The following is an 11,986-nucleotide window of genomic DNA, read 5'->3' as shown; positions in this document are numbered from 1 at the left end:
CCTGGCCGGTGCCTTCCTGACCTCGATCTACACCTTCCGCTTGATCTTCATCGCCTTCCACGGCGAGCAGAAGACCGAGGCCCACGCCGGTCATGGCATCGCCCACAACCTGCCGCTGGCCACTCTGATCGTGCTGTCGACCTTCGTCGGCGCGCTGATCACGCCGCCGCTGGCCGGCGTACTGCCGCAGAGCATCGGCCATGCCGGTGGCGAAGCCAAGCACAGCCTGGAGATCGCCTCGGGCGCCATTGCCCTGGCAGGTATCCTGCTCGCCGCCCTGCTGTTCCTCGGCCAGCGCCGCTTCGTCAGCGCCGTGGCCACCAGCGCACCGGGGCGCTTCTTGTCGGCCTGGTGGTTCGCCGCCTGGGGCTTCGACTGGCTCTACGACAAGCTTTTCGTTCAGCCGTACCTGCTGATCTGCCGCCTGCTCGGTCGCGACCCGATCGACCGCAGCATCGGTCTGATCCCTACGCTGGCCCGTGGCGGCAACGCCGCGCTGGTGCGCAGCGAAACCGGTCAGGTGCGCTGGTATGCCGCTTCGATCGCCGGGGGCGCCGTGCTGGTGCTCGCCGCCATCCTCTTTCTGAGTTAAGGAAAACAGCCTGATGATTCTCCCCTGGCTAATCCTGATTCCCTTCATCGGCGGCCTGCTGTGCTGGCAAGGTGAACGTTTCGGCAACGTCCTGCCGCGCTGGATCGCCCTGATCACCATGGGTCTGCTGTTCGGCCTCGGCCTGTGGCTGTGGGCCAGTGGCGACTTCAGCCTGGCCCCGCAGCCGGGTGCCGATCCGGTCTGGGCCCACGAGTTCAAGGCCGACTGGATTCCGCGTCTGGGCATCACCATTCACCTGGCGATGGACGGCCTGTCGGTGTTGATGGTCGCCCTCACCGGCCTGCTCGGCGTACTCTCGGTGCTGTGCTCGTGGAACGAGATCCAGAACCGCGTCGGCTTCTTCCATCTAAACCTGATGTGGATTCTCGGCGGCGTGGTCGGCGTGTTCCTTGCCGTCGACCTGTTCCTGTTCTTCTTCTTCTGGGAAATGATGCTGGTGCCGATGTACTTCCTCATCGCGCTCTGGGGTCATAGCGGCAGCAAGGGCCACACCCGCATCAACGCCGCCACCAAGTTCTTCATCTACACCCAGGCCAGCGGCCTGATCATGCTGGTGGCGATCCTGGCGCTGGTGTTCGTGCACTTCAATCAGACTGGCGTGCTGACCTTCAACTACGCCGACCTGCTGAAGACAGAGCTGGCGCCGCGAACCGAGTACCTGCTGATGCTCGGTTTCTTCGCCGCCTTCGCGGTGAAGTTCCCGGTGGTGCCGGTGCACTCCTGGCTGCCGGATGCCCACGCGCAGGCGCCGACCGCCGGCTCCGTCGACCTCGCCGGCATCCTGCTGAAGACCGCCGCTTACGGCCTGATGCGCTTCGCCTTGCCGCTGTTCCCCAACGCCTCGGCCGAATTCGCGCCGATCGCCATGTGGCTCGGCGTGTTCGCCATCGCCTACGGCGCCTTTCTGTCGTTCGCGCAAACCGACATCAAGCGCCTGGTGGCCTACTCCAGTGTTTCGCACATGGGCTTCGTGCTGATCGCCATCTACTCCGGCAGCCTGATCGCCCTGCAGGGCGCGGTAGTGCAGATGATGGCCCACGGCCTGTCCGCCGCCGCGCTGTTCATCCTCTGCGGCCAGCTCTACGAGCGCCTGCACACCCGCGACATGCGCGAGATGGGCGGCATCTGGGCCCGCCTGCCTTGGCTGCCGGGCATCAGCCTGTTCTTCGCCGCCGCGGCCCTCGGCCTGCCGGGGACCGGCAACTTCATCGGCGAGTTCCTGATCCTGATCGGCAGTTTCCCGGTCGCCCCGTGGATCGTGGTGCTGGCAGCCTGTGGCCTGGTGCTGGGTTCGGTGTACTCGCTGGCGATGATCCACCGCGCCTACTTCGGCCCCGCCAAATCCACCGAGCCGCTGCAGCCGATGAAAGCCCGCGAGCTGTACATGGTGCTCGGCCTGGCCGTGCTGCTGATCCTGCTCGGCGTCTACCCGCAACCGGTGCTCGACACCTCCGCTGCCAGCATGCACGGCGTGCAGCAGTGGTTCAGCGGTGCCCTCACTCAACTCGCCTCGGTCCGGTAATCACGCGCTATGGAACTGACGACTCAACACTTCATCGCGCTGCTGCCGCTGCTGGTCAGCAGCGCCACCATCATTGTGGTGATGCTGGCCATCGCCTGGAAGCGCAACCATGCCATGGCCTTCATCCTCTCGGTGCTGGGCCTGAATCTCGCACTGCTGTCGATCATCCCGGCCCTCGGCGTCACGCCGATCCAGGTCACCCCGTTGCTGCTGATCGACAAGTTCGCCTGCTATTACATGGCACTGGTACTGGCTGCGACGCTGGCCTGCACCACGCTGACCCATGCCTATTTGGGCGGTGAATCCGGGCGCCAGGGCTATCCGGGCAACCGCGAGGAACTGTATCTGCTGATGCTGTTGTCCGGCCTGGGCGGTCTGGTACTGGTCAGCGCGCAGCATCTGGCCGGCCTGTTTATCGGCCTGGAGCTGCTGTCGGTACCGACCTACGGCATGATCGCCTACGCCTTCTTCAACAAGCGCTCGCTGGAAGCCGGCATCAAGTACATGGTGCTGTCCGCCGCAGGCTCCGCCTTCCTGCTGTTCGGCATGGCCCTGCTCTACGCCGAATCCGGCAGCCTGAGCTTCGCCGGTATCGGTGCCAAGCTGGCCAGCGATGGCCTGCCCAGCCTGATCGCCCAGATCGGCGTCGGCATGATGCTGATCGGCCTGGCCTTCAAGCTGTCGCTGGTGCCCTTCCACCTGTGGACGCCGGACGTCTACGAAGGCGCCCCGGCCCCAGTCGCAGCCTTCCTGGCCACCGCCAGCAAGGTCGCCGTGTTCGCCGTGCTGCTGCGCCTGTACCAGATCGCCCCGGTTGCCGCTGGCGGCTGGCTGGAAGGCCTGCTGACGGCGATCGCCATCGCCTCGATCCTGTTCGGCAACCTACTGGCGCTGCTGCAGAACAACCTCAAGCGCCTGCTCGGTTACTCGTCCATCGCCCACTTCGGCTACCTGCTGATCGCCCTGATCGCCAGCAAAGGGCTGGCAGTGGAAGCCATCGGCGTGTACCTGGCGACCTACGTGCTGACCAGCCTGGGCGCGTTTGGTGTGATCACTCTGATGTCCACGCCTTACAGCGGCCGCGATGCCGACGCCCTCTACGAGTACCGCGGCCTGTTCTGGCGCCGTCCGTACCTGACCGCCGTGCTCACCGTAATGATGCTTTCACTGGCCGGCATTCCGCTGACCGCCGGCTTTATCGGCAAGTTCTACGTGGTCGCCGCCGGCGTGCAGGCGCAACAGTGGTGGCTGCTCGGCGCCCTGGTGCTGGGCAGCGCCATCGGCGTGTTCTACTACCTGCGCGTGATGGTCACTCTGTTCATGGTCGAGCCGGGCCTGACCCGCCACGATGCGCCGTTCAACTGGGGCCAGCGCGCTGGCGGCATCATGCTGTTGGCCGTCGCCCTGCTCGCCTTCATTCTCGGTGTGTACCCGCAGCCGCTGCTGGAGCTGGTGCAGCAGGCCGGTCTGGTCGCCATCGCGCACTGATCGCAGCAATAAAAAACCGGCTTAGGCCGGTTTTTTATTGTCCGGAGTCAGGGCAACCGCACCTGCCGTCGCATGCGGTACAGATCCCAACTGGCGATGAACAGTGCGGCGATCAGCGGGCCGATCACGAAACCGTTGAGGCCAAACAGGGTTAGCCCTCCCAGCGTCGAGATGAGCACCAGGTAGTCGGGCATTCGCGTGTCCTTACCCACCAGAATCGGTCGCAACAGGTTGTCCACCAGGCCGATCACCAGAACGCCGAACGCGATCAGCGTAATGCCCTGCACCGGCTTGCCGGTCGCCAGCAGGTACAACGCTACCGGCCCCCAGACCAATCCGCAGCCGACTGCCGGAAGCAACGACAGGAAGGTCATCAGCACGCCCCAAAGCAGTGGGCTACCGATGCCCAACAGCCAGAATATGAAGCCGCCCAGCGCGCCTTGCACGGCCGCTACCAGCAAGTTGCCCTTTACCGTAGACCGCACCACTCGGGTGAACTTGATCTGCAGCCGGCGCTTGAGAGAATCCTCGAGCGGCACAGCAGTGCGCACCAGACGCACCAGCTCTGGACCATCGCGCAGAAAGAAGTACAGCAGATAAAGCATGACGAAAAATCCGACCAGAAACTGGAAGGTGTTCTGGCCGATATCAAACACTTTGGTCGCGAGAAACTCGCTGCCCTGCATCGCCCCCCTGGCAATACGCTCGCGCAGCGCCTCGAAGTTGCCCAGACCGATACGGTCGAGCGGCTGCTGCAGCATGTCGGGAAGCCGATCCTTGAGCCGCTCGACGTAGGCGCCAATGTCCACCTCGCCCTGCTCGATACGCTCGTAGATGGCCGAACCTTCACTGACCAGCGCCATGCTGATGAGGGTAACCGGCAAGATCGCCACCACCACACACACTGTCAGCGTCAATGATGCCGAGAGGTTACCGCGCCCTCCGAAACGCCGCGCCAGCCGCCGCTGCAGGGGGACGAACAGCACGGCCAGCACCACCGCCCAGAACAGTGCGCCCCAGTACGGCAACAGAATCCAGCCAAAGGCCAGCGTCACGAGAATCAGGAGGGCGAGAAAGGATTTCTGCTCGATACGCGGTGAATACATGGCATTACCCGGTTAGGACTGTTGCTCCTTAGTCCCGTGCATCGCCCGCAAAGTGCAGCCTAATTGCCGGCCAGCAGATGCCTGAAGACCATTGCAGTGCTTGACTCTGATACGAGCGTGCGCCCGCAGCGAAGCCGCCGCCCGGAAACGGCCAGGCGCAGTCCCGCATTAACGCCTGAGCCTGCGCCCCAGCAGAAAGGCTCAAAAACGCACCGCTCAGCGGATAAGGACGACAACTGCGGAACGTTTTCAGCCTGCGAAGGCCGAGACCTGTAAGCCTGACTCACCGCCCTCACTGTGAATGCTCCGGAGGTGAACCGTGAACAACCGACTCAGCACACTGGCCCTGGCGCTGCTCCTTGGCGGCATGCTGTTGGATGCCAACGTGTCGACCGCCGCGCCGATGCGCGCCGCAGACTTCATTGCCAGGCAGGGGGTCAACCTGCACATCAGTCAGGGCACCTCCAACTACAAGAAGATGGACATGGTGACCGCCAATCTCGCTTATCTCGGCATCCAACATGTACGCGACAGCTTCAATCCCTTCTGGAATGGTCCGGCCTATGGCTACTACACCCACCTGGCGCAGGCCGGCATGAAGTGGACATTCATCAGCGCCGTCGGCGGCACACGCTCTCCGGCGACCATCGCCACCTTTCTGAACAACATCAGCGCGCTGGAAAGGGCTGTCCCCGGTTCGGTATTCGCGGTGGAGGGGCCGAACGAGATCAACAACTTCCCGCTGACATGGGAGCCAACCGGACAGAAAGGCCTGGATGCGGCCCTGGCCTTCCAGCAATCGCTATATGGGCAGACGCAGGCATCGCCGGTACTCAAGAAAGCCAAGGTGTTCTACTTCACCGGCTACGATGCCGGCAGCATTCCCAAAGGGCCTGACCCGACCACCACCCCCGGTTACTCCCACTACAACAACCAGCACCCCTACCCGTTGCATGGCAAGCCGCCCGCACGCTGGATCGCCCGCAGCAAGGCCCTGGGCAACACGCCCAGCGGGGCGGGCCCGGCGGTATACACGGAAACCGGCTACCAGATTCCCAAGACCTCGGAGGCGCAGGCCGCTTCCTGGACACTGAATTTACTGGTTGGCAGTGCCGCCAACGGTATCTACCGCACCTACCTCTACCAGCTGATGGATGAGGGGAACGGTTGGGGACTGTTCAGCAAGTCGACGAACCAGCCCACGCTAGCGGCAACTGCCATCCACAACATGAACTCGATCCTGGCGGATGGCGGTGAGAAGGCCAGAACCTTCACGCCGACCACGTTGGTCAAGTATTCGACCAGTGGTCGGCCCGCAACCGGCAGAAGCTTCGTCGTGCAAAAGAGCGATATGGAAACCAACATCCTGGTGTGGGCGGAACCTGATGAGTTTCCGGGCCCGGAGACGCCGGTCATGGTCCACTTCGGCGCCGAGCAGCCCCTGGTGCTCATCTATGATCCGCTGGAGGGGAGCCGTCCAATCCAGTCGCTGAGAAACGTGTCCTCGGCAGAAATCCGGGTGACCGACCATCCTCTGATTGTGCAGATACCGACCGCCACGGCCTTGGCGCTGGCGAAAAATCGCCTGTCGATCACGCCTACAGCAGCACAAGCGGGTCCCGCGAACTAACGGGGGGCGCCGGCAAGAGCGAACGCCCCAGGATGCCGGGTATTCGTGCGCGCCACAAACAAACGCCCCGCATGTAACGGGGCGTTTGTTTGCGCATCATCGCAGCGTCATCAGATACGGAACTGCCGTACCAGGCTGCCCAACCGATCCCCCAGGCTCGCCAGGCTGCGTGAAGTCTCGGCGCCATGACGGGTTTCATCGGCCACGCTTTCGACGGCCACGGCGATCTGGTGGACGCTGCGATTGATTTCCTCGGCAACCGCCGTCTGCTCTTCGGCGGCGCTGGCGATCTGCGCGTTCATCGCGTTGATGGTGCCGATCAGTTGAGCGATCGCATCCAGCGAGGCGCCGGCCTGGTTGGCCTGCTCGCTGGTCGTCTCACCGGCGTCGCTGGAGCGGCGCATGGCACTGACCGAAGCCTGGGTGCCTTGCTGCAGGCGGTCGATCATGCCCTGGATTTCCTGGGTGCTCTGTTGGGTGCGACTGGCCAGCGCCCGCACCTCGTCGGCCACTACGGCGAAACCACGCCCGGCCTCACCGGCACGGGCAGCCTCGATCGCGGCATTGAGGGCGAGAAGATTGGTCTGCTCGGCGATGGAGCGGATCACATCAAGCACGCTGACGATGGACTGTACGTCCTGCTGCAGGCTGTCGAGCGATTGGCCACTGTCGCGGATTTCGCCCACCAGTGCGTGGATACGCTGAATGCTGCCATCCACCACCTTCTTCGCGGCCTGACCTTCGGTGTCGGTCTGCTGCGCCGCCTCGGCTGCACCCTGGGCACTGCGCGCCACTTCATGAGCCGCAGCAGACATCTCGTTGATCGCCGTCGCCACCTGGTCGGTTTCGTGACGCTGGCGCTCCATCGCCTGCTCGGAACGTTGCGCCTGGGCGGCGACCTCGCCCACCAGGTTGGTGAGTTGCCCAGTCATCTCGGCGATCTGGCGTACCAGACCATGTACTTTCTCGACGAAACGGTTGAACGAACCGGCCAGTTGGCCCAACTCATCATCGCTGGTAACCGGCAGACGGCGAGTCAGATCGCCCTCTCCCGCAGCGATGTCGTCCAGATTGGCCTTGATCAGCTGCAGCGGACGCAGGAAGGCATTGCTCAGGGCCAGGCCAATAATGCCGAACACCACCAGCATGATCAGCGCAATCACCAGGATGCTGGTGAGGATGGTGTTTACCCGCTCCTCAATGCTGGCCTCGACCTCGGCCACCTGCAGCTCGACGCCGTCCAGATTCACCGCCGTCCCCAGGGCCAGATCCCACTTGGGCAGGTAGTAGCTGTAGGCCAGTTTGGGCACCAGGATCTTGTCGTTGCTCGGCAGCGGTGAGCTGTACTGCACATAATTGCTGCCATCTTTGGCTACACGAACCAGTTCGTCGTTGACCCGCACGCCATTGGGGTCCTGACGGCCAGTGAAGCTCTTGCCGACATCGGCTGGACTGTCACCGCGGAACAGACGCACCACCTGCGAGTCGTAACCAAAGAAGTAGCCATCCTTGCCGTACTTGATCTTCGACAAGATCGCGATGGCCTGCTCGCGGCTGCTCATGTCGCCCTGGCTTGCACTGTCGTAGAGGCTCTGCACCGAGCCCATGGCGATCTGCATATAACTCTGTAGTTGCTGGCGGCTTTCGCCGACCAGACGCTCTCGGGTTTCACGCACCTCGTCCGCCGCCAGGTCTGTGAGAATCTTCGCCGCCGCGCCACTGAGTATCAGGGCAAAGAGGATCACCGGCAGCAAGGCCAGCAGCAGGACTTTGGTTTTCAGGGTAAGACGCATGTTCCTTTCCTTATGAGCAGGTCTGCGTAAAGCACAACGGGGGTACCGCTATATCGGCACCCCCGTCGTCTACATGAACGACTTATCAGTCGGATTACAACGTCATCGCCGCCAGCCAGCCAAACGCCAGCAAAGGCAGGTTGTAATGCAGAAAGGTCGGCACCACGGTATCCCAGATATGGTTGTGCTGACCGTCCACGTTAAGACCGGAGGTCGGTCCCAGGGTCGAATCCGAAGCCGGCGAACCGGCATCGCCCAGAGCGCCAGCCGTGCCGACGATGCTGACGATAGCCAGCGGACTGAAACCCAGCTGCACGCCGAGCGGCACGAAGATGGCCGCGATGATCGGCACGGTGGAAAAGGAAGAGCCGATGCCCATGGTCACCAACAGGCCGACCAGCAGCATCAGCAGCGCACCCAACGCCTTGCTGTTACCGATCCAGCCGGCAGCGGCATCCACCAGGCTCTGCACCTGGCCTGTGGCCTTGAGCACTTCGGCAAAGCCAGCGGCAGCAATCATGATGAAACCGATAGTGGCCATCATCTTCATGCCCTCGGTGAACAGGTCGTCCGCCTCGCGCCAACGCACCACACCAGACAGCGAGAACACCAGAAATCCGGCCAGGGCGCCGACTATCATCGAGTCCAGCCAGAGCTGTACGACGAATGCCAGAGCCACCGCTACACCGGCGACCAGCAAGGTAGCGCGGCTGTAGCGCGCTCCCGCGCGCTCGACCTGGGCAATGCGCTGCAGGTCGTAGTCCCGCTTGCCGCGATAGCTGAACAACACGGCCACCAACAGACCGCAGAGCATGCCGAGGGCGGGAATAGCCATGGCATGCAGAGCGCTGAGTCCATCCACCGCAACGCCGTTCTTGGCCACATTGGCCAGCAGTATCTCGTTGAGGAAGATGCTGCCGAAACCCACTGGCAGGAACATGTAGGGCGTCACCAGACCGAAGGTCAACACGCAGGCAACCAGGCGGCGGTCGATGCGCAGACGGGTCAGCACATAGAGCAATGGAGGAACCAGCAGCGGGATAAAGGCGATATGGATCGGCAGCACGTTCTGCGAAGCAACGGCTACGGCCAGCAGCAAGCCAAGCAACAGCCACTTCAACCCAGAGTTCTCGCTACCCTGGCGCCCCACCAGAGCCAACGCCCGATCCGCCAGCGCGTGGGCCAGCCCGGATTTGGCGATGGCCACGGCAAAGGCTCCCAGCAGTGCATAGGAAAGCGCCACCGTAGCCCCGCCGCCCAAACCCGAGTTGAATGCCTGCAGCGAGCCCTCCAGCCCCAAGCCACCGACCAGCCCGCCGACCAGAGCCCCCAGGATCAGTGCCACGACCACATGCACGCGCATCAGGCTGAGGGCCAGCATCAGGCTGACCGCGACTATGACTGCATTCATCTCTCACTCCTGCGGATTACGCCTGCCCAAGGCAGAAAAAGCCGCGAACTCTGCCCGTTCGCTCTACGTCTGTCAAAGCCGGATGCACTGCGGGATTGCCTGGAAATTCAAGTGCTTTAACCTAGAGGCTCAAGCAGGGCATTAAATCGTCTCTTCGGGTCAAGCTTCTGACGCCACAGCCGATGTATGTCCTAGTAGTCTGAATCTAGAAGGATCCCGTCATGCTGTCGCGCCTGTCCATACAGTGGAAAATCACTCTGCTCGCCGGTCTCTGCCTACTGGCCATCGTGACCCTGTTGGTCGGCACCTCGCTCTATCAGTCGCGCAGCAGCGCCGAGCTGGTGAAGTCGTCCAGTACCGGCATGCTCGAGGAGTCCGCGCGCCTGCGCATGGCGGCCCGCGGCGAGCTGCAGAGCCTGCGCATCCAGCGCTACTTCATGAGCGCCTACCTCTACGGCAAGGGCTTTTCTCGCCAGGTGCTGTTTCTCAAGGATCAGGCCGAGAAGCGTTTTCTCGATGCCTTCGACCTGCGTGAAGACATGACCCGCCAGGTGCGCACCGCCCTCGAAGGCAACCCCGAGTTGCTCGGTCTGTATCTGGTGTTCGAACCCAATGCTCTCGATGGCAAGGACGAGCTGTTCGCCGACCAGGCCGAATTGGGGAGTAACGAAAAAGGCCGTTTCGCGCTGTACTGGTCGCAGAGCACTCCGGGTGAGCTGGAGTCCGAAGCCATGACCGAGGAAAACCTTTCCGACACCACCACAGGTGCCGGCGGCACCCCCTACAACGCCTGGTACACCTGCCCACTCGACACCCGCAAAACCTGCGTACTCGACCCCTACTTCGATGAGGTCAACGGCAAGCAGGTGTTGATGACCAGCATCGCCTTCCCCCTGGAACAGAACGGCCAGGTGATCGGTGTGATGGGCGTGGATATCAGCCTGGCCAACCTGCAGCAGATCAGCGACCAGGCCAGCAGCGAGCTGTATGACGGCCAGGCTCAGGTCAGCATCATCAGCCCCGCCGGCTTGCTGGCAGGTCACAGTCGTGATGCCGGCATGCTGGGCAAACCACTGGCTGATGCCTTCACCACTCAACATGCCGCCATCCGCACACTGCTGAGCCAGGGCCAGGCTCAGGCGCTGGAGCATGCCGAACTGCTTCAGGTCTTCGAGCCGCTGCTGCCCATTCCCGAAGCCACCAATTGGGGGGTTCTGCTGGAAGTGCCCCGCCCGACCCTGCTGGGCCCGGCGCTGCGCTTGGAGCAGCAACTCGATGAACAGCGCACAGCCTCCACAATGGTTGCCTTGGGCGTGGGAGCGGTGGCCATCCTCCTGGGGCTTGGCCTGATGTGGCTGACCGCCCTCGGCGTCACCCGCCCGGTACTCGGCGTGGCCGCCATGCTGAAGAACATCGCCAGCGGCGAAGGTGACCTGACCCGCCGCCTGGAATATGCCAAACAGGATGAGCTCGGTGAGCTGGCCAGCTGGTTCAACCGCTTCCTCGACAAACTGCAACCGACCATTGCCGACGTGAAACGCTCGGTACAGGACGCGCGCAGCACCGCCGACCAGTCCGCAGCGATTGCCAGCCAGACCAGCTCAGGCATGCAGCAGCAGTTCCGCGAGATCGATCAGGTAGCTACCGCCTCCCAGGAAATGAGCGCCACCGCCCACGACGTGGCCAACAACGCCGCACAGGCCGCCGACGCAGCACGCGGGGCCGATGCGGCGGCTCGTGAAGGCCTGACCATCATCGACCGCACCACGCTCTCCATCGAACAACTGGCCAGCGAGCTCAATTCGGCCATGGGCGAGGTCGAAGCCCTGGCCAGCAGCAGTGAACAGATCGGCTCGGTACTGGAGGTGATCCGCGCCATCGCCGAACAGACCAACCTCCTCGCCCTCAACGCCGCCATCGAGGCGGCCCGTGCCGGCGAGGCAGGCCGTGGCTTTGCTGTGGTAGCCGACGAAGTTCGCAACCTGGCCAAACGCACGCAGGACTCGGTGGAAGAAATCCGCCAGGTGATCGAAAACCTGCAGAGCGGTACCCGTGATGTGGTCGGCTCCATGCACAGCAGTCACAAGCAGGCTCAGGGCAGCGTCGAGATGGTCGAACAGGCCGTCACCGCCCTGCGCCGGATCGGTGATGCCGTCACGGTGATCAATGACATGAACCTGCAGATCGCTTCCGCAGCCGAGGAGCAAAGCGCAGTCGCCGAAGAGGTTAACCGCAACGTCTCCAGCATTCGCGACGTCACCGAGGCGCTGGCCGGTCAGGCTGACGAGTCCGCGCGGGTCAGCCAGAACCTCAACAGCCTGGCCAACCACCAGCAGGGGCTGATGGATCAGTTCCGCGTCTGACCTGCTCACGCCAGTGCCCGGCTGCGGGCACTGGCGTCATCCGTCCGCATCCCTGGCGCC

At 63.2% G+C, this 11,986-nt stretch carries 7 protein-coding genes and 1 pseudogene; 5 read left to right on the top strand and 3 right to left on the bottom strand.

Annotation, left to right across the window (positions count from 1 at the left end; all coding sequences use genetic code 11):
* The 3 genes and pseudogenes from P7A97_RS16905 to nuoN form a co-directional block, all read left to right on the top strand.
* A pseudogene (locus P7A97_RS16905) lies at nucleotides 1-592 on the top strand (NADH-quinone oxidoreductase subunit L); the annotation flags it as partial.
* A gap of 13 nt (nucleotides 593-605) precedes the next feature.
* Nucleotides 606-2,135 carry an NADH-quinone oxidoreductase subunit M gene (gene nuoM, locus P7A97_RS16900; RefSeq protein ID WP_277691237.1) on the top strand — a complete coding sequence of 510 codons (1,530 nt, stop codon included), beginning with the start codon at nucleotides 606-608 and terminating at the stop codon, nucleotides 2,133-2,135.
* A 9-nt stretch (nucleotides 2,136-2,144) separates the two neighbouring features.
* On the top strand, nucleotides 2,145-3,623 hold the full coding sequence (nuoN, locus tag P7A97_RS16895) for an NADH-quinone oxidoreductase subunit NuoN (protein ID WP_277691236.1): 1,479 nt from the start codon (nucleotides 2,145-2,147) through the stop codon (nucleotides 3,621-3,623).
* A 47-nt stretch (nucleotides 3,624-3,670) separates the two neighbouring features.
* Here nuoN and P7A97_RS16890 read toward each other — a convergent pair whose 3' ends face one another.
* Nucleotides 3,671-4,729 (bottom strand): AI-2E family transporter, encoded by a 1,059-nt coding sequence (locus tag P7A97_RS16890; protein ID WP_277691234.1) that lies wholly within the window; start codon nucleotides 4,727-4,729, stop codon nucleotides 3,671-3,673.
* Between the two features lie 319 nt (nucleotides 4,730-5,048).
* Here P7A97_RS16890 and P7A97_RS16885 point away from each other — a divergent pair, with 319 nt between their 5' ends.
* Nucleotides 5,049-6,359, top strand: a complete 1,311-nt coding sequence (locus P7A97_RS16885; protein ID WP_277691233.1) for a hypothetical protein — start codon at nucleotides 5,049-5,051, stop codon at nucleotides 6,357-6,359.
* A 110-nt stretch (nucleotides 6,360-6,469) separates the two neighbouring features.
* On the opposite strand, the gene P7A97_RS16880 is transcribed toward P7A97_RS16885, so the two are convergent.
* Both P7A97_RS16880 and P7A97_RS16875 read right to left on the bottom strand, forming a co-directional pair.
* On the bottom strand, nucleotides 6,470-8,152 hold the full coding sequence (locus tag P7A97_RS16880) for a methyl-accepting chemotaxis protein (protein WP_277691232.1): 1,683 nt from the start codon (nucleotides 8,150-8,152) through the stop codon (nucleotides 6,470-6,472).
* A 94-nt stretch (nucleotides 8,153-8,246) separates the two neighbouring features.
* Nucleotides 8,247-9,563: a Na+/H+ antiporter NhaC family protein gene (locus P7A97_RS16875; protein WP_277691231.1), complete on the bottom strand. Its 1,317-nt coding sequence runs from the start codon at nucleotides 9,561-9,563 to the stop codon at nucleotides 8,247-8,249.
* Nucleotides 9,564-9,784: 221 nt separating this feature from the next.
* On the opposite strand from P7A97_RS16875, the gene P7A97_RS16870 reads away from it, so the two are divergent.
* Nucleotides 9,785-11,926, top strand: a complete 2,142-nt coding sequence (locus P7A97_RS16870; protein WP_277691230.1) for a methyl-accepting chemotaxis protein — start codon at nucleotides 9,785-9,787, stop codon at nucleotides 11,924-11,926.
* Nucleotides 11,927-11,986 lie beyond the last annotated feature (60 nt).

The organism is Pseudomonas sp. GOM6 (genome assembly GCF_029537485.1).
Lineage (GTDB): Bacteria > Pseudomonadota > Gammaproteobacteria > Pseudomonadales > Pseudomonadaceae > Aquipseudomonas.
This window is presented reverse-complemented; position numbering and strand designations above follow the sequence as displayed.

Bases quoted from the DNA above. Each gene is read 5' to 3' on its own strand.
- P7A97_RS16875 (WP_277691231.1), bottom strand. From the start codon at position 9,563: ATGAATGCAGTCATAGTCGCGGTCAGCCTGATGCTGGCCCTCAGCCTG.
- P7A97_RS16870 (WP_277691230.1), top strand. From the start codon at position 9,785: ATGCTGTCGCGCCTGTCCATACAGTGGAAAATCACTCTGCTCGCCGGT.
- nuoN (WP_277691236.1), top strand. From the start codon at position 2,145: ATGGAACTGACGACTCAACACTTCATCGCGCTGCTGCCGCTGCTGGTC.
- nuoM (WP_277691237.1), top strand. From the start codon at position 606: ATGATTCTCCCCTGGCTAATCCTGATTCCCTTCATCGGCGGCCTGCTG.
- P7A97_RS16890 (WP_277691234.1), bottom strand. From the start codon at position 4,729: ATGTATTCACCGCGTATCGAGCAGAAATCCTTTCTCGCCCTCCTGATT.
- P7A97_RS16880 (WP_277691232.1), bottom strand. From the start codon at position 8,152: ATGCGTCTTACCCTGAAAACCAAAGTCCTGCTGCTGGCCTTGCTGCCG.